Origin of the sequence: Sinorhizobium sp. CCBAU 05631, from assembly GCF_002288505.1 — a bacterium.
Taxonomy (GTDB): Bacteria; Pseudomonadota; Alphaproteobacteria; order Rhizobiales; family Rhizobiaceae; genus Sinorhizobium; species Sinorhizobium fredii_C.
Genome location: NZ_CP023063.1, coordinates 3,873,537 through 3,891,144 on the forward strand (window position 1 = coordinate 3,873,537; position 17,608 = coordinate 3,891,144).

General features: G+C 64.2%; 13 protein-coding genes. 10 read left to right on the forward strand and 3 right to left on the reverse strand.

Features of this window, described 5'->3' with window-relative positions; all coding sequences use genetic code 11:
* Positions 1 to 93 precede the first annotated feature (93 nt).
* A complete protein-coding gene (locus tag SS05631_RS18725) occupies positions 94 to 1,722 on the reverse strand; it encodes an MFS transporter (protein ID WP_037422427.1) in 1,629 nt (542 codons plus the stop codon).
* A gap of 248 nt (positions 1,723 to 1,970) precedes the next feature.
* Between SS05631_RS18725 and rimP the strand changes: the two genes are divergently transcribed.
* The 10 genes from rimP to SS05631_RS18775 all read left to right on the forward strand — a co-directional run bounded on the left by rimP (position 1,971) and on the right by SS05631_RS18775 (position 15,242).
* Positions 1,971 to 2,588, forward strand: coding sequence for a ribosome maturation factor RimP (gene rimP, locus SS05631_RS18730; protein WP_037422424.1), 618 nt, complete (start codon positions 1,971 to 1,973; stop codon positions 2,586 to 2,588).
* Between the two features lie 46 nt (positions 2,589 to 2,634).
* A complete protein-coding gene (nusA, locus tag SS05631_RS18735; RefSeq protein ID WP_037422421.1) occupies positions 2,635 to 4,245 on the forward strand; it encodes a transcription termination factor NusA in 1,611 nt (536 codons plus the stop codon).
* Positions 4,246 to 4,251: 6 nt separating this feature from the next.
* Positions 4,252 to 4,953 (forward strand): RNA-binding protein, encoded by a 702-nt coding sequence (locus SS05631_RS18740; RefSeq protein WP_037422410.1) that lies wholly within the window; start codon positions 4,252 to 4,254, stop codon positions 4,951 to 4,953.
* 105 nt (positions 4,954 to 5,058) lie between these two features.
* Complete coding sequence (gene infB / locus SS05631_RS18745; RefSeq protein ID WP_037422407.1) at positions 5,059 to 7,722, forward strand: translation initiation factor IF-2; 2,664 nt, start codon at positions 5,059 to 5,061, stop codon at positions 7,720 to 7,722.
* Positions 7,723 to 7,897: 175 nt separating this feature from the next.
* A complete protein-coding gene (gene rbfA, locus SS05631_RS18750; RefSeq protein WP_037422404.1) occupies positions 7,898 to 8,305 on the forward strand; it encodes a 30S ribosome-binding factor RbfA in 408 nt (135 codons plus the stop codon).
* Between the two features lie 7 nt (positions 8,306 to 8,312).
* A complete protein-coding gene (truB, locus tag SS05631_RS18755) occupies positions 8,313 to 9,248 on the forward strand; it encodes a tRNA pseudouridine(55) synthase TruB (protein ID WP_037422401.1) in 936 nt (311 codons plus the stop codon).
* Positions 9,249 to 9,342: 94 nt separating this feature from the next.
* A complete protein-coding gene (locus SS05631_RS18760; protein ID WP_037422399.1) occupies positions 9,343 to 11,055 on the forward strand; it encodes a sensor histidine kinase in 1,713 nt (570 codons plus the stop codon).
* A gap of 221 nt (positions 11,056 to 11,276) precedes the next feature.
* Entirely contained in the window at positions 11,277 to 11,546 is a 270-nt protein-coding gene (gene rpsO, locus SS05631_RS18765; protein ID WP_037422396.1) for a 30S ribosomal protein S15, read from the forward strand.
* 386 nt (positions 11,547 to 11,932) lie between these two features.
* A complete protein-coding gene (gene pnp, locus SS05631_RS18770) occupies positions 11,933 to 14,095 on the forward strand; it encodes a polyribonucleotide nucleotidyltransferase (protein ID WP_037422393.1) in 2,163 nt (720 codons plus the stop codon).
* A gap of 130 nt (positions 14,096 to 14,225) precedes the next feature.
* Complete coding sequence (locus SS05631_RS18775; RefSeq protein WP_037422390.1) at positions 14,226 to 15,242, forward strand: class I SAM-dependent methyltransferase; 1,017 nt, start codon at positions 14,226 to 14,228, stop codon at positions 15,240 to 15,242.
* 39 nt (positions 15,243 to 15,281) lie between these two features.
* Here SS05631_RS18775 and cfa1 read toward each other — a convergent pair whose 3' ends face one another.
* Positions 15,282 to 16,523 carry a cyclopropane-fatty-acyl-phospholipid synthase gene (gene cfa1, locus SS05631_RS18780; RefSeq protein ID WP_037422389.1) on the reverse strand — a complete coding sequence of 414 codons (1,242 nt, stop codon included), beginning with the start codon at positions 16,521 to 16,523 and terminating at the stop codon, positions 15,282 to 15,284.
* A 387-nt stretch (positions 16,524 to 16,910) separates the two neighbouring features.
* The gene (gene efp, locus SS05631_RS18785; protein ID WP_037377751.1) at positions 16,911 to 17,480 is read right to left on the reverse strand and encodes an elongation factor P; all 570 of its coding nucleotides are present in this window, start codon (positions 17,478 to 17,480) and stop codon (positions 16,911 to 16,913) included.
* Positions 17,481 to 17,608 lie beyond the last annotated feature (128 nt).

Consider the following 17,608-nt stretch of genomic DNA (forward strand, 5'->3'; position numbering starts at 1 on the left):
GTCGCCAAGCGTGCTCATCGCCAACGGACTCACGGAGCCAATTTTTGCCGTTTCGGCTCCGGTGCTCGGCGTCAGATTTTCGCATCTGCCCCCTCAATGCATCTCCGCCGGCTGCTTGTAGCGCTCGTAATGCCCGGGAACGATCGTCTGGCGCTCGATCAGCCGGTGGACGCGCGGCGGCTGGTCGCCGCGGTGGAGCGCCGTCAGCTTGTCGCCGACGGCCGCGTCCGCCTGCGTGCGCCGCTGGTTGTGGCGGACATATTCGACCCAGGTCGGCACGTGATAGGTCTCGGTCCAGATGATCGGGTTTTCGAGGTCGCGCATCAGCGCCCAATGGCCAGCGCCGTCGCGGATGCGGATGCGCCGCCGCTCCGCCATGGTCGTCAGGAATTCGGGGATGTCCGGCTCGTCGATCTCATAGTCGATCATCACGACGATCGGTCCGCTGCGGGGTTTCAGGTCGAGAGCGAGCAGCGGTTCGTTGAAGCGGTTGAGCGGGTCGAGGTTCAGCGACGTGAACTCCGGCAGCGCGAAGCGCAGGCCGATGGCGATGCCGGTAAGCATCAGAAGACAGGAGCCGATCAGCGCATTCGCGGCGCCGTATTCTTCGGCGGCGACGCCCCAGAGCCAGCTGCCGGCGGCAATACCGCCGAAGGTCGTCGTCTGGTAGAGCGAGAGAGCCCGTCCCACCACCCAGCGCGGCGTCGAGAGCTGCACCGTGGTGTTGAACAGCGACAGCGCCAGCACCCAGCAGGCGCCTGAGACGGTGAGGGCGAGCGAGGTCAGCCATGCCTGCGGGCTGAGCGCAGTGACGATCGCGCTTGCGGCGAAGCCTGCGAAGGCCAGCCGCACGATCGCTTCGCTCGACAGGCGCTCCCGGAGGCGCGCGCTGAGCAACGCGCCGCCGATCGCCCCGAGGCCGAAGGCGCCAAGCATGATGCCGTAGGTGAGCGGTCCACCCTTGACGAGGTCGCGGGCGACAAGCGGCAGCAGCGCCAGGATCGCGCTTGCCGAAAGGCCGAAGGCGAAGCCGCGCAGGAGCACCTTGCCGATATTGGGCGACATCGCCACATAGCGCAGCCCGGCCGAAACCGCTCGGCCCAGCCGCTCGCGCGGCAACGCGCTTTGTGGGATGCTCGGCCGCCAGCGGGAAATCGCGAACAGGATGGCGAAATAGCTGAGCGCGTTGACGGCGAAGGCCGCGGCCGCTCCGGCGGCGGCGACGACGGCGCCGCCGATCGCCGGGCCGACGCTGCGGGTGATGTTGAAGCCCATGCTGTTCAGCGCGACGGCCGCCGGCAGGTCGTCGCGCGGCACCATGTCGCCGACCGAAGCCTGCCAGGACGGGTTGTTGAGCGCCGTGCCGCAGCCGATCAGAAAGGTGAAGAGCAAGAGCAGCCACGGGGTGATCAGCCCGTAATAGGCAAAGACGGTCAAGAGCGCCGAAACGGCAAGCATGAAGGCCTGGGCGACCAACATGATCCGCCGCCGGTCGAAATTGTCGGCGAGCGCGCCGGAGACCAGCGAGAAGAGCATGATCGGCAGCGAGGTCGAGGCCTGCACCAGCGCCACCATGTTGACCGATTGGGAGATGGACGTCATCAGCCAGGCGGCACCTACCGCCTGAATGAGGCCGCCGAAATTGGAAGCGAGGCTGGCGATCCAGATGATCCTGAACGTGTCGTGCCGGAAGGGCGCCAGCGGCGATATGCGGTTCGTCACCTCGTGTCTCTCTCATTTGGCGATGATGCGGGGTGTGGTCTCGTTATAAACCTCGAAATGCGGCACGCCAGCCGCTTAAACTTGCCATTAGACGGGATTTGCCTCCTCTGCCGGCCGGGTCTGCCGCAAGCCTTGCAATTTCCGGCGATGCAGCGTATATGAGCGTCAAATTCTTGATCGGTAGATGAAGAGTGGGCCCGTCAGGACCCGCTCTTTTTTATTAGCCGGTCCGACGAGGAGATGATCGTTTGTCCGAACCGACAACGGCTGGAACTGAAAATGAACCGCGGCTGATCACCGAGACCGGCCTCGACCGGCGCATTGCCGACATCATCGAGCCCGTGCTGGTGCAGATGGGTTTCCGCCTTGTGCGCGTGCGCATGTCCGGTCAGAACGGCCTGACGCTGCAGATCATGACCGAGCGCAACGATGGCACCATGACCGTCGAGGATTGCGAGGACGTCTCCAAGGCCATTTCGCCGGTCCTCGATGTGGAAGATCCGATCGACAAGGCGTATCATCTCGAAGTGTCGTCGCCGGGCATCGATCGCCCGATGGTTCGCAAGTCCGATTTCTTCCGCTGGCAGGGCCATCTGATGAAGTGCGAGACTTCGATCATGGTCGACGGGCGCAAGCGCTTCCGCGGCAAGATCGTGTCGGTGGACGACGACGGTTTCCGCCTCGAGCGCGACCAGCCCGCCTATGGCGAAGAGGCCGTCGTCGCCATCCCGTTCACCGCCCTTTCGGAAGCACGGCTGATCCTGACCGACGATCTGATCCGCGACGCGCTGGCGGCCGACAAGAAGGCGAAGGCGGCGCGTGCCGCCAATGAGAATTTTGAAGACGAAGACAGAGATATCGAATGAGGCAGGGCGCGCTTGTGAGGCCCCTGTAACCAGACGGAGACAAGACATGGCAGTCAGTGCTAACCGGCTCGAGCTTCTGCAGATCGCGGACGCTGTGGCACGCGAAAAGGTGATCGACCGCGAGATCGTTCTGGCCGCGATGGCAGACGCGATCCAGAAGGCGGCCCGCTCGCGCTATGGTTCGGAAACGAACATCCGGGCGGACATCAATTCGAAGACCGGTGAAATCCGTCTCCAGCGTCTTCTCGAAGTCGTCGAGAAGGCCGAGGACTACTCGACGCAGATCCCGCTCGAGCTCGCCCGAGACCGCAACCCGGACGCCAAGCTCGGCGACTTCATCGCCGATCCGCTGCCGCCGATGGATTTCGGCCGCATCGCCGCGCAGTCCGCCAAGCAGGTGATCGTGCAGAAGGTTCGCGAGGCCGAGCGCGACCGCCAGTTCGAGGAGTTCAAGGACCGTGTCGGCGAGATCGTCAACGGCACCGTCAAGCGCGTCGAATACGGCAACGTCATCGTCGACCTCGGCCGCGGCGAGGGCATCATTCGCCGCGACGAGATGATCCCGCGCGAGAACATGCGCTACGGCGATCGCGTCCGTTCCTTCGTCTACGACGTGCGCCGCGAGCAGCGCGGTCCGCAGATCTTCCTGTCGCGCACCCATCCGCAGTTCATGGTCAAGCTCTTCACCATGGAAGTGCCGGAAATCTACGACGGCATCATCCAGATCAAGTCCGTCGCCCGCGACCCGGGCTCGCGCGCCAAGATCGCCGTCGTCTCCAACGATTCGTCGATCGACCCGGTCGGCGCCTGTGTCGGTATGCGCGGCTCGCGCGTCCAGGCGGTCGTCGGCGAACTCCAGGGCGAGAAGATCGACATCATCCCGTGGTCGCCCGATCCCGCCTCCTTCATCGTCAACGCCCTGCAGCCGGCCGAAGTGACCAAGGTCGTGCTCGACGAGGACGCGGAGCGCATCGAGGTCGTCGTGCCGGACGAGCAGCTGTCGCTGGCGATCGGCCGCCGCGGCCAGAACGTTCGCCTTGCCTCGCAGCTGACCGGCTGGGATATCGACATCCTCACCGAACAGGAGGAGAGCGAGCGCCGCCAGAAGGAATTCAACGAGCGCACCCAGCTGTTCATGGAAGCGCTGGACGTCGACGAGATGGTCGGCCAGGTGCTTGCCTCCGAGGGCTTCGCCCAGGTCGAGGAGCTTGCCTATGTCGAGCTCGACGAGATTTCCTCGATCGATGGTTTCGACGACGAAACCGCGACGGAAATCCAGACGCGCGCCCGCGAATATCTGGACAAGATCGAGGCCGAAATGGACGCCCGGCGCAAGGAGCTCGGCGTCTCGGACGACCTGCGTCAGATCGAGGGCCTGACCAGCCAGATGCTGGTCGCGCTCGGCGAGGAAGGCATCAAGACGATCGAGGACTTCGCCGGCTGCGCCGCCGACGACCTCGTCGGCTGGACGGAGCGCAAGGACGGCGAGACCAAGCGCTTCGAGGGCACCTTCTCCAAGCTCGACGTCAGCCGCGAAGAGGCCGAGGCGATGATCGTCCAGGCGCGTCTGGCGGCTGGCTGGATCACCGAGGAAGACCTCGCGAGCGATCAGGACGAGCCGATCGAAGTTGCCGAGGGTTCGGAGCAGGACGCCTGATCCAGGATGACAGCCGCCACCGAAATCCTGCCCTCGGAGATTCTGCCTTCAGACAAGGGCCCGAAGGACCGGAGCGGCAGCAGCCGGACCTGCATCGTCACGCGCGAGAGCGGATTGCCGGATGAGCTGATCCGCTTCGTGGCCGGGCCGGACGGCCGCGTCGTGCCCGACCTGAAGCGGCAGCTTCCGGGGCGCGGTTGCTGGGTAAGGGCGGAGCGGCGCCTCGTCGAGAAGGCGGTGGCGAAGAAGCTCTTCGCCCGCGCTCTGCGTGCCGAGGTGAAGGCCGAGCCGGCATTGGCCGACGAGGTCGACAGGCTGCTCGCCGAGCAGCTTGCCGGAATGATGAACATGGCGCGCAAGGCCGGCCAGTTCGTCTCCGGCGCCACCAAGACCGAGCAGGCGGTGCGCGGACTCGCGGCGCTTGCAGTGTTCCATGCGACCGAAGCGGCCGCCGACGGTGTCCGCAAGATCGATCAGGCCCGCAAGGCGATGAGCTTCGTCGCCGAGGATGAAACGGAAATACCTGCGTTCCGCCCCTTTGCGGCGGCGGAAATGGAGGAGCTTTTGGGAAGTAATGCTTTTATCCATGCCGCAGCGCTTGCAGGGCAGGCGGGTGAGGGTGTAGTGAAGCGCGCAATCATGCTCGAAAAGTACCGAGGATCCGTCCCGGTCCGGGCCGAAGGCGGCGCTGATAAGCCACAGCAATGACACGCGTCACCGGCAGAGGCCGGCATCGCGAACGCTGCTTGAGACAAATTGGAAGACGGGGTCAGGTGTTACGCATCCGGCCCTGATCGCTAGGAACGGAACGGAATGACCGACAACAAAGACGACAAGACACTCAGCGTAGCGGGCAAGAAGACGCTGACCCTGAAGCCCGCCGGGGTGACGCAGGGGACTGTGCGCCAGGACATGGGCCGCGGTCGCTCGAAGGCGGTCGTGGTCGAAACCAAGAAGAAGTTCGGCCTGACGCGCCACAAGGACGAGCGTCCGATCACGCCGGTGAGCGCGACGCCCGTTGCGCGGCCGGCCGAGCCGCGCCCCGTTCAGCCGCACCCGGCTGGCCGCCCGGCCCCGCAGCCGCAGCCCCATCAGCCGCGCGCGGAGCAGAACCGTCCCCGGGTCGGCGTCGTGTTGAACGACCTCTCGGCCGGCGAGATGGAAGCCCGTCGTCGTGCGCTGGCTGAAGCCCAGGTGCGTGATGCCGAGGAAGCCAAGCGTCGCGCCGAAGAGGAAGTGCGTCGTCGCGCAGAAGAAGAAGCGCGCCTCGCCCGCGAAAAGGAAGAGGCCGCCCGACGCGCCGCCGAGGAAGCTGCTCGCCCGGCGGTCGTCGCCGAAAAGACCGATGAGGTCGCGGAGGAGCGCCCGGTCGCCGAGCGTCGCGCGGAGGCACCTCCTCAGCCCGTCCGCCCGGCGCCTGCCGCGCCTCAGGCGCCCGGTGCCCCCGGGGCAGCTCTTCGCGGTCGCCGGCCAAGCAGTGACGACGAGGATGAACGCCCGCGCAGCGGTGCCGGACCGGCCCGCGGCAAGGTCGTACGTCCCGAGCCGGCAAAGCCCGCTCCGCGCGCCAAGGGCGACGAGGGCCGTCGCCAGGGCAAGCTGACGCTGACCGCTGCCGTCGACGAGGACGGCGGCCAGCGCGGCCGTTCGCTTTCGGCGATGCGCCGCCGCCAGGAAAAGTTCCGGCGCAGCCAGATGCAGGAAACCCGCGAGAAGATTTCGCGCGAGGTCGTCCTGCCGGAGACCATCACGATTCAGGAGCTGTCGCAGCGCATGTCGGAGCGCGCCGTCGATGTCATCAAGTTCCTGATGAAGGAAGGCCAGATGATGAAGCCTGGCGACCTGATCGATGCGGATCTCGCCGAACTCATCGCCGGCGAATTCGGCCACACGGTGAAGCGGGTTTCCGAGTCGGACGTCGAGGAAGGCATCTTCAACGTTGCCGACCTGGATGAGACCATGATCTCCCGCCCGCCGATCGTGACGATCATGGGCCACGTCGACCACGGCAAGACGTCGCTGCTCGACGCGATCCGGCACGCCAATGTGGTCGCCGGTGAAGCGGGCGGCATCACCCAGCATATCGGCGCCTACCAGGTCGAACAGAACGGTCAGAAGATCACGTTCATCGACACCCCCGGCCACGCTGCCTTCACGGCGATGCGTGCCCGCGGCGCCCAGGCGACGGACATTGCCGTCCTCGTCGTCGCGGCCGATGACAGCGTGATGCCGCAGACGATCGAATCGATCAACCACGCCAAGGCGGCGGGCGTGCCGATCATCGTTGCGATCAACAAGATCGACAAGCCGACGGCGAACCCGCAGAAGGTTCGCACCGAGCTCCTGCAGCACGAGGTCTTCGTTGAATCGATGGGCGGTGAGGTGCTCGATGTCGAGGTCTCGGCGAAGAACCAGACCAATCTCGACAAGCTGCTCGAAGCGATCCTGCTGCAGGCGGAAATCCTCGACCTCAAGGCCAATCCGAACCGGACGGCTGAGGGTACGGTGGTGGAAGCCGAGCTCGACCGCGGCCGCGGTGCGGTTGCCACCGTCCTCGTGCAGAAGGGCACGCTGACGCCTGGCCAGATCATCGTCGCCGGCGATCAGTGGGGCCGTGTGCGTGCGCTCGTCAACGACAAGGGCGAACACGTCAAGGAAGCAGGTCCTTCGATGCCGGTCGAGGTCCTCGGCCTTTCCGGCACGCCGGCGGCCGGGGATAAGTTTGCCGTCGTCGAGAACGAGAGCCGTGCGCGCGAGATCTCCGAATATCGCCAGCGGCTTGCCCGCGAGAAGATGGTTGCCCGCCAGTCCGGCTCGCGCGGCTCGCTCGAGCAGATGATGAGCCAGCTCCAGGCTTCCGGCCTGAAGGAGTTCCCGCTGGTCATCAAGGGCGACGTGCAGGGCTCGATCGAGGCGATCGCCGGTGCTCTCGACAAGCTCGGAACCGACGAAGTACGGGCGCGCATCGTGCATTCCGGCGCCGGCGGCATCACCGAGTCGGATATCTCGCTCGCCGAGGCATCGAATGCCGCGATCATCGGCTTCAACGTCCGCGCCAACAAGCAAGCGCGCGATGCGGCCGAGCGGTCCGGTATCGAGATCCGCTACTACAACATCATCTACGATCTGGTGGATGACGTGAAGGCGGCGATGTCCGGCCTGCTCTCGCCCGAGCGGCGCGAGACCTTCCTCGGCAATGCGGAGATCCTGGAGGTGTTCAACATCACCAAGGTCGGCAAGGTCGCGGGCTGCCGCGTCACCGAGGGCAAGGTCGAGCGTGGCGTCGGTGTCCGTCTGGTGCGCGACAACGTCGTCATCCACGAAGGCAAGCTCAAGACGCTCAAGCGCTTCAAGGACGAGGTCTCCGAGGTCCAGTCCGGCCAGGAATGCGGCATGGCCTTCGAGAACTACGAAGACATCCGCGCCGGCGACACGATCGAGTGCTTCCGCGTCGAGCACATCACGCGGACGCTCTAAGTCGATCCGGCAACAGATTGTAGGGGCGCCGGATCATCTCCGGCGCTCCTGTTTTTTGCGGAACGAGACGAGATGCTGGCGAGATGCCGATCATGGCCGTCTCGTCTCTATTGAACCGATCGCGGCTCGAGTCCGGTCGATGTGACCGCAATCGCCGTGATCCAGGATAAGCACAATGACCAGATCCACATCCTCCGCTCCGTCCCAGCGCATGCTGCGCGTCGGCGAACAGGTGCGCGCCGCGATCACCCAGGTCCTGCAGCGCGGCGAAGTCCGCGACCCGCTGATCGAGAAGACGGTGATTTCGATTTCCGAAGTGCGTATGTCGCCCGACCTCAAGATAGCGACGGCCTATGTTACGCCGCTCGGTGTCGCCGATCATGCGGCGGTCATCGAGGCGCTCAACAAGCATGCGAAATTCATCCGAGGCCGGCTCGGGCCGCAGCTCAGGCAGATGAAATACATGCCGGACGTCCGCTTCAGGGACGACACCAGCTTCGACAACTACCAGAAGATCGACGCGCTGCTGCGCTCGCCGGAAGTCAGCCGCGACCTCGATCCCGACACCGACGACGAAGAATAGAAGATCCATGTCCAAGCCGCGCAAACCCAAGGGCCGCCCGATTTCGGGCTGGCTGATCCTCGACAAGCCGCTCGATTTCGGCTCCACCGAGGCTGTGTCCAAGATCAAGTGGCTGTTCAAGGCGCAGAAGGCCGGCCATGCCGGCACGCTCGATCCGCTGGCCTCCGGCATGCTGCCGATCGCGCTCGGCGATGCCACGAAGACCGTTCCCTATGTCATGGACGGCCGCAAGATCTACGAGTTCACCGTCGCCTGGGGCGAGGAACGCTCGACCGACGACCTCGAAGGGGATGTCGTCAGCTCGTCTTCCGAGCGTCCGAGCGAAGAGTCAATCCGTGCCCTGCTGCCGAAATATACCGGCGTGATCAGCCAGGTACCGCCGCAGTTTTCGGCGATCAAGATCGACGGCGAGCGCGCCTACGACCTTGCGCGGGACGGCGAAACCGTAGAAATCCCACCCCGCGAGGTGGAGGTTTTCCGCCTCTCGCTGATCGGCTCGACGCCGCATCTCGCCCATTTCGAGATCGAGTGCGGCAAGGGCACCTATGTCCGCTCGCTCGCCCGCGACATGGGCCGCGATCTCGGCTGCTTCGGCCACATCGCCTCCTTGCGCCGCACCTTCGTCGCGCCCTTCGGCGAGGAGGACATGGTCTCGCTCGCCGATCTCGTGGCGCTGGAAAAGATCGAGGACGATGCGGAACGACTTGCCGCGCTCGACGATTATCTGATCGACACCGGCGAGGCGCTTTCCGATCTGCCGCATGTGGCGGTAAGCGAGGATCAGGCGCACCGGTTGAGAATGGGCAACCCGATCATCCTGCGTGGTCGGGACGCGCCGTTGCCGGCTCCGGAGGCCTACGCAACCGCACGCGGCAAGCTCGTTGCGATCGGTGAAGTCGCCGAAGGTGAATTTCGACCGAAGCGTGTGTTCGCCAGCCATTGACCGGCAGCCGGTGCCCGGCCAACAATTGCGCCGCTTTGCGTGCGGCGTATAGGCGCGCAACGGGGTTGAGAAGCCCGGGCGAAAGGCGGTACGGATGCTCAAGGCGCCAGAGAAAAGCGAGAGCGAGGTCTCATCCGGCGGACTGCAAGCGGTCGCGGCCTTTGTTCGCACCTATCTTCGCAGGCCCTTCAGCTTCTATCTGCTTTCGCTGCTGCTGATCGCCATCATCCCTTCCTTCATCTTCTCCTTCGTGATCGTGAAGCGCAGCGTCGATGCGCAGGAGCAGGTCGTCACCTCGCTGCTGAGGGCCTCGACCGGCTCCGTTACCCGGATCGTCGAGCGCGAGGTCGAGGGCATGATGACCACGCTCCGGGTCCTGTCGACCTCTGGGGCGGTCGATCTTCGCGATCTGCGCGGTTTCTACCACCGCGCTTCGAGTGCTTTGGCGGGCACCCATTCCAATCTGATCGTCGTCGATAGCGATCACAATTTGCGGATGAGCACCGGCGTTCCGTTCGGGACGCTGTTGGGGCGGGGATCCGATCCGGACCTCGACCTGGCCCTGAAAAGCAGCGGACCGCTCGTTTCCGGCGCCTTCTTCGCGAACACCTCCAGGAGCTGGGTCTTCAACGTCTATCTGCCGATAAACGGGCCGGACGGCGAACGGTATCTGTTGGGCCTGACCCAGGATGCGGCTCGGATGGCCAAGGCGGTCAATCGGGACACGCTTTCACCGGGGTGGAATGCCGCGCTCGTCGACGGCAAAGGCAAGGTGATCGCCTCCTCCGATCCCGCGGCCCGTCCCGGGGAAGCGTTCTTTCTGGACAAGCTCCCTCAGATCAGCATCGGCGTCAGCGACATCAACGAGCATGGGGTGGATTACCGCGTCGTCTCGGAATTCTCGGTCATCACCGGCTGGCGCATCGTCGCCTGGGCTCCGCGGGAGGTAGTCGATGCGCCGATCCTGTGGTCGTTTCTCTGGCTGTCGCTCGGCGGCATCATTTTCGCCAGCATCGCCGTTGCCGGATCCCTGACCATCGCGCGGCTGTTGACGCAGGGGGTCAAGCTCTTGGCGCTCGACGCACGGCGTCTCGGCGCCGGCGAAGTGATCGAGCCGCGCCGCTACGTCATTACCGAAGTCGAGGCCGTCTCGACAGCGCTTGCCCGCGCGGCGGCGGCCCGTACCAAGGCCGAGGCGGAAATCCGCCTCCTCATGCGCGAGGTCGCGCATCGCTCGAAGAACCAGCTGACTGTCATCCAGTCGATGCTTGCCCAATCCGCGGCGTCGAGCGAGGACACCGCGGAGTTCGTCGACGCGTTCCGCAAGCGGCTTGCTGGGCTTGCCCGCTCGACCGACCTGATGATCGCCAATGCGGCAATGGGTGTCGATTTCCGCGAGCTTGCCGAGGACCAGCTTCAGCCCTTTGCGCCGGACGATCCGGACCGCATCGTGCTTGCCGGGCCAAGTTTGCGGCTGGACACCCAAATGGCGCAGACGCTCGGCATGGTCCTTCACGAACTGGCGACCAATGCGATCAAGCATGGGGCGCTTGCCAATGCGACGGGCGCGGTCAAGCTCGAGTGGTCGGTGTCGCCCGGAACGATCACCATTCGCTGGCGCGAGAGCGGCGCGGATCTTGCCGAGCCGGGCCAGGCGCCCCGCCGGGGGTTCGGCTCGGTGGTGATCGAGCGCATGCTCGGCATCGCACTGCGCGCCGAACTCGACAGAAAGATGCATGCCGACGGCATCGAATGGCACATCCGCATCCCCCGCGGCGGCGAGCCCCGAGGCGGGGCGGACAGTTGATGCCGGTGCCTGCCGGCGTCAATGCTCGCGGCAGCTTGATGCGGAAGAAAAATGTGGCGCAGCGGGGTACCCGCAGCCGGCTCGATCACCCTTTCCTTTTGTGTCCGTTTCGGTTATAGCCACGCCAGCGAAAAGGCGCCGCCTCTTCGTGTGAACGGCCGCGGCTGGACGACATCCCGGCTGCCGGCGACCTCAAATCCTCGAAACGAAAGGATCAGCCGATGTCGATCACTGCAGAGCGCAAGGCTCAGCTCATCAAGGAATTCGCAACCGCCGAAGGCGATACCGGTTCTCCGGAAGTCCAGGTTGCGCTCCTGACGGAACGGATCAACAAACTGACCGAACACTTCAAGGACCACAAGAAGGACAACCATTCCCGCCGTGGTCTCCTCGCGATGGTTTCCAGCCGTCGTTCGCTCCTCGACTATCTGAAGAAGAAAGACGAAGCGCGCTACAGCAAGCTGATCGGTGCCCTGGGCATCCGTCGCTAATCGACTGTCCGGCGGGTCGCTCGGCGATCCGCCGGATTTTTTCGGGCGCTGAACCGCCCACTGCGGCCTTTGTGCGTCGAAAGGGATGCACGGCGCTGTAGAATTCTCTCTCCACGGGCGCCGTAGGCGCAGTCTGGAGATGTCCAGCGAGCCGGATGGGCCGGTATCGCGGATCAACCGATGGCCCGTCATGGGGCAGGATTGCAGGATGCTTCGGCGCCTGCTTGCCGAAGCGCTTCCATACGGGTGAGCGCGGCAAAGCGGTGAGCGGCCGGTACTGTTTGAAGCCTCCCGTTGTCTTGCCCGTGATGCGCCACACCAAGCGGCAACAAGATCGTCTGCGCTGCAACAGCCGCGGACGGTCTCCCGCACACGAAGGACAGAACATGTTCGAGACCCACAAGGTAGAAATCGAATGGGCTGGGCGTCCGCTCAAGCTCGAAACCGGCAAGATCGCCCGCCAGGCGGACGGCGCCGTTCTCGCCATCTACGGCGAAACCGTCGTCTTGGCCACGGTTGTTTCCGCCAAGGCGCCGAAGCCCGGTCAGGACTTCTTCCCGCTGACCGTCAACTACCAGGAAAAGACCTATGCCGCCGGCAAAATCCCCGGCGGTTACTTTAAGCGTGAAGGCCGTCCGAGCGAAAACGAGACGCTCGTCTCGCGCCTGATCGACCGTCCGATCCGCCCGCTCTTCCCGGAAGGCTACAAGAACGACACCCAGGTGATCGTCACGGTCATGCAGCATGACCTTGAAAACAACCCGGACGTTGTCTCGATGGTGGCCGCCTCTGCGGCGCTGACACTCTCCGGCATTCCCTTCATGGGCCCGATCGGCGGCGCCCGCGTCGGCTACATCAACGGCCAGTACGTGCTCAATCCCCACCTCGACGAGATGGAGGAATCGACGCTCGATCTCGTCGTCGCCGGCACCCAGGAAGCCGTGCTGATGGTCGAGTCCGAAGCCAAGGAGCTGCCGGAAGACGTCATGCTCGGCGCCGTGGTTTTCGGCCAGAAGGGCTTCCAGCCGGTCATCGACGCGATCATCAAGCTCGCCGAAGTAGCCGCCAAGGAGCCGCGCGAGTTCGAGCCGGAAGACCATTCCGCGCTTGAAAACGCCATGCTTTCAATCGCCGAGGACGAGCTGCGCAACGCCTACAAGATCACCGAGAAGGCCGCACGCTATGCCGCCGTCGACGCCGTCAAGGCCAAGGTGAAGGAGCACTTCCTGCCGGAAGGCATCGAGAACCCGGCCCACTCGGCCGAGGAAATCGCCTCTGTCTTCAAGCACCTGCAGGCCAAGATCGTCCGCTGGAACATCCTCGACACCCAGAGCCGCATCGATGGCCGCGACCTCGTCACGGTTCGCCCGATCGTCGCCGAAGTCGGCCTTTTGCCGCGTACCCACGGCTCGGCGATCTTCACCCGCGGTGAAACGCAGGCGATCGTCGTCGCCACGCTCGGCACCGGCGAAGACGAGCAGTATGTCGATTCCTTGACCGGCATGTACAAGGAAAATTTCATGCTGCACTACAACTTCCCGCCCTTCTCGGTCGGCGAGACGGGCCGCATGGGTTCTCCGGGCCGCCGCGAAATCGGCCACGGCAAGCTCGCCTGGCGCGCCATCCACCCGATGCTGCCGACGGCGGAGCAGTTCCCCTATACGCTGCGCGTCGTTTCCGAAATCACCGAGTCGAACGGCTCCTCCTCGATGGCAACCGTCTGCGGCACCTCGCTGGCACTGATGGATGCGGGCGTGCCGCTCGCCAAGCCGGTCGCCGGCATCGCCATGGGCCTGATCAAGGAAGATGACCGCTTCGCCGTTCTCTCCGACATTCTCGGTGACGAGGACCATCTCGGCGACATGGACTTCAAGGTGGCCGGTACCGAAGCCGGTATCACCTCGCTGCAGATGGACATCAAGATCGAGGGCATCACCGAAGAGATCATGGGCGTTGCGCTCAACCAGGCCAAGGGTGGCCGCCTGCACATTCTCGGCGAAATGGCCAAGGCCATTTCCGAGAGCCGCGGCCAGCTCGGGGAATTCGCGCCGCGCATCGAGGTGATGAACATTCCGGTCGACAAGATCCGCGAAGTCATCGGCTCGGGCGGCAAGGTCATCCGCGAAATCGTCGAGAAAACCGGCGCCAAGATCAACATCGAGGACGACGGCACCGTCAAGATCGCTTCGTCGTCGGGCAAGGAGATCGAGGCGGCGCGGAAGTGGATCCACTCGATCGTCGCCGAGCCGGAGGTCGGCCAGATCTATGAGGGCACGGTCGTCAAGACCGCCGATTTCGGCGCCTTCGTCAACTTCTTCGGCGCCCGTGACGGCCTCGTCCACATTTCGCAGCTCGCCTCCGAGCGCGTCGCCAAGACGACCGATGTCGTCAAGGAAGGCGACAAGGTCTGGGTCAAGCTGATGGGCTTTGACGAGCGCGGCAAGGTCCGCCTCTCCATGAAGGTCGTCGACCAGGCGACCGGCAAGGAGATCGTCGCCGAAAAGGGCGACAAGTCCGACAAGAAGGACGGCGGCGAAGCGGCCGAATAAGCCGGCTTCAGTTCAATCCAACTCGGGGCGCGGAGCAGATCGCTTCGCGCCCTTTCTCGTAAGCGCGGGACAAGACTCTCCCTGTGAGGCGGCCCGCACTCGACCGACAGATTTGCTAACGGAAACATCCATGAGCCGCGACGCGCTGAAAACCCTGTTCTATCCCTTCGAGACCGGCGTCATCGATCCGCCGGGGGAGGGCGAGCGCGTCCTGTTTCTCGGTGCGGAAGCGGGCTACAGGCTGCCGGAAGGCTTTGCCGCATCGATGCTGGCCGTCCAGCCGCTCAAATCCCTGTATCGCGCTCTGGAAGCTGCACGGGCCGAAGCGGCGCCGGTCGCCTCGGGCGAGGACTACGACGCAGCACTGGTGCTCTGCGGCAAGCACAAGGGCGAGAACGAGGACCGCATTGCCGAGGCGCTGAAACGCACCCGGCACGGCGCCCTCATCGTCGTCGCCGGCGGCAAGGAGGACGGTATCCAGCCGCTGCGCAAGAAGATCGACAAGTTCGGCTGGGAAGGCGATTCGATGCCGAAATATCACGGCGTCGCCTTCTGGTTCACGCGGCCGGAGGACGCCTCCGAGGCCGTGTCGAAGCTCGCCAAGGTCCCCGTGCGCGTCGACGGCCTGTTCGAGGCGGCGCCGGGCATGTTCTCGCACGACCGCGTCGATGCCGGCTCGGAACTGCTCGCCTCCCGCCTGCCGCGCGAGTTCAGCGGCCATGCTGCGGATTTCGGCGCCGGCTGGGGTTATCTCTCGGTAAAGCTTGCCGAGGCCTCGCCGGGCCTCAAGGGCATCGACCTGTTCGAGGCGGATCACAATTCCCTGGAGGCGGCGCGGGCCAACATGGCGGCGAACGCTTCGTCGACGCCGGCGCGCTTCTACTGGCACGATCTGACGAGCGAAGAAACACGCGACAAATACGACCTGATCGTCATGAACCCGCCCTTCCACGAGGGCCACGCGGCGGAGCCCGCTCTCGGCGCGGCGATGATCAAGGCAGCCGCCAAGGCCCTGAAGCAGGGTGGCCGGCTGATGCTGGTCGCCAATCGCGGCCTGCCTTATGAACAGGTCCTGGCGGAAGCCTTCAAGGAAAGCGGCGAAACCTGCCGGAATGCGCGCTTCAAGGTGCTTTGGGCGAAGCGCTGACGGCGCATTTGCCCGCGTCACCGCATCGGCAGGCGGGCTTCAAATCGACAGCTCGAGCGCCTTTTCCTTTTCGATATAGGCGCGCTGCTGGTCGGTGATGTAATCGCGCACGATCGGCGCCGCGTCGCGCGAGCGCGACAGCTGCATGTGGAAGACGAGCTGGCTGCCGGTGCGGAACATCATCTCTGCGCTGATCAGGTAGAACTCCCACATCCTTGCGAAGCGCTCGTCATACATGGCGATCACCTTGTCGCGATTTTCTTCGAAGCGCGCGCCCCAATGGGCAAGCGTCGTCGCGTAGTGAACGCGCAGGAATTCGAGGTCGCTCACCCACAGGCTGTTGCGCTCGACCACCTCGAAGACTTCCGACAAAGCGGGCGAATAGGCGCCCGGGAAGATGTACTTCCTGAGCCACGGGCTCGCCATGCCGGGCGGGCTCATATGGCCGATCGAATGCAGCACCGCGAGACCGTCGTCTCGCATCAGCGCGTTCAGCTTCTTGAAGAATTCGTCGTAGTGATGAACGCCGACATGCTCGAACATGCCGACCGAAACGATGCGGTCGAAGGGACCTTCGACATCGCGATAGTCCTTCAGCTCGAAACGCACCCGGTCGGCAAGGCCGGCGGCGCGAGCCCGCTCGGAGGCGAGCGCCTGCTGCTCCTTTGACAGTGTGACGCCGAGGACCTCGACATTCTCGAGCGCAGCGAGATAGAGCGCTAGGTCGCCCCAGCCGCAGCCGATGTCGAGCACTTTCATGCCGGGCTTCAGGCAGAGTTTCGCGGCGAGCAGCCTGAGCTTGTTGCGCTGTGCCGCCTCCAGCGTCTCGTCCGGCGCGCGGAAATAGGCGCAGGAATAGAGCATGTTCTCGTCGAGGAAGAGCTTGTAGAACGCGTTGCCGAGATCGTAGTGATGGGCGACGTTCTGCTGCGCCTTGCCCTTTGGGTTTGCCTGCTGGCGCTTGCGAAACCGCATCTTGATCGCCCGCAGCAGCTTCTGGATCGGGTAGGAGCCGAGCGACAGCCGGTTTATCGAGAAGAGGGTGAGGAAGTCTCGAAGCGTCGATCCCTCCTCGAAGCGCATCGTCCCGTCCATATAGGCCTCGCCGGCGGCGAGTTCGGCATTGAGGACGAGGCTGCGGTAGAGCCGCTTGTCGGTGAGTCGCATCGTGACGCTCGGCCCCGGCTCGCCCGAAAAGACGTGCCTTTTGCCGTCGGCATCGATCACGGTCAGCGTGCCCTTGCGGATGAAGGCTTTCATCATATGCGACAGTGGAAACATGCAATCCCTCGATCTCGTTCCGCCTACAGCGCCGCGCGTCCTTTCAGACGCGCAAAAGGACGCTGTACCGCTTTGAACCTATGCGTCGTGCTTTCCGAAAATCGATCCCGATTTTCGCGCCGATGCACTACAGCGCCGCGCGTCTTATCAGACGCGCAAAGGTCGCTGTAGCACTTTGAATTGCTGCATGTCTTTGTCCTTAAATCGAGGTCGATTTAAGGACACATGCAGTAGGCGGGCGGCAGTTGACCCTAAACAGCGCGCCTCCAAAATGCACGCTCAATTTTGCAGGTCTTGCTCACTCGCATCCTGAGTTGTTGTGAGTCGCGACAAAAAAGGCGGCAGGTAACCCGCCGCCCCTGTTACACAGCGCTCTCAGGACGTGCCTCAGTCCTTGGCGCGCTCGACGTAGGAGCCGTCTTCCGTCGCGATGACGACGCGGGTGCCGGCCTGGATATGCGGCGGCACCGAGGTGCGGACGCCGTTAGAAAGCAGGGCCGGCTTATAGGAGGAAGAGGCCGTCTGGCCCTTGACCACCGGTTCGGTCTCGGTGATCTCGAGGATGACGTGGCGCGGCAGGTCGATGGCGATCGCAATGCCCTCGTGGATCGACAGCATTACCGCCATGCCTTCCTGGAGGTAAGCCTTCAGGTCGCCGATGTCCTCGGCCGACATGACGAGCTGGTCGTAGCTCTCCGGATTCATGAAATGGAAGCCTTCGGCATCTTCATAGAGGAAGGTGTGCTCGCGGTCCTCAACGAAAGCGCGCTCGACCTGTTCGGTGGTGCGGTAGCGCTCCGAGACCTTCACACCGTCGGAGATGCGGCGCATGTCGACCTGGGTGACCGGCGTGCCCTTGCCCGGATGGAAGTTCTGGGCGGTGAGCACCACATAGAGCTTGCCGTCGACGTCGAGAACGTTGCCCTTGCGGACCGAAGAAGCGATGACCTTGACCATTAGTCTTCCTTGTAACAGAGGTATCAGCGACACGCGCGGGCCGAAATCGGCCCGGAAGGAGCGAAAATTTTAGATTTCGCGCCGCCACTACCCTAATTCCACGCAAATAGCCAGCCTGAGCGGCATTC

Coding starts and splice junctions, on each gene's coding strand:
- SS05631_RS18760 (WP_037422399.1), top strand. CDS start 9,343: ATGCTCAAGGCGCCAGAGAAAAGCGAGAGCGAGGTCTCATCCGGCGGA.
- infB (WP_037422407.1), top strand. CDS start 5,059: ATGACCGACAACAAAGACGACAAGACACTCAGCGTAGCGGGCAAGAAG.
- rbfA (WP_037422404.1), top strand. CDS start 7,898: ATGACCAGATCCACATCCTCCGCTCCGTCCCAGCGCATGCTGCGCGTC.
- cfa1 (WP_037422389.1), bottom strand. CDS start 16,523: ATGTTTCCACTGTCGCATATGATGAAAGCCTTCATCCGCAAGGGCACG.
- SS05631_RS18775 (WP_037422390.1), top strand. CDS start 14,226: ATGAGCCGCGACGCGCTGAAAACCCTGTTCTATCCCTTCGAGACCGGC.
- SS05631_RS18740 (WP_037422410.1), top strand. CDS start 4,252: ATGACAGCCGCCACCGAAATCCTGCCCTCGGAGATTCTGCCTTCAGAC.
- truB (WP_037422401.1), top strand. CDS start 8,313: ATGTCCAAGCCGCGCAAACCCAAGGGCCGCCCGATTTCGGGCTGGCTG.
- efp (WP_037377751.1), bottom strand. CDS start 17,480: ATGGTCAAGGTCATCGCTTCTTCGGTCCGCAAGGGCAACGTTCTCGAC.
- nusA (WP_037422421.1), top strand. CDS start 2,635: ATGGCAGTCAGTGCTAACCGGCTCGAGCTTCTGCAGATCGCGGACGCT.
- pnp (WP_037422393.1), top strand. CDS start 11,933: ATGTTCGAGACCCACAAGGTAGAAATCGAATGGGCTGGGCGTCCGCTC.
- rpsO (WP_037422396.1), top strand. CDS start 11,277: ATGTCGATCACTGCAGAGCGCAAGGCTCAGCTCATCAAGGAATTCGCA.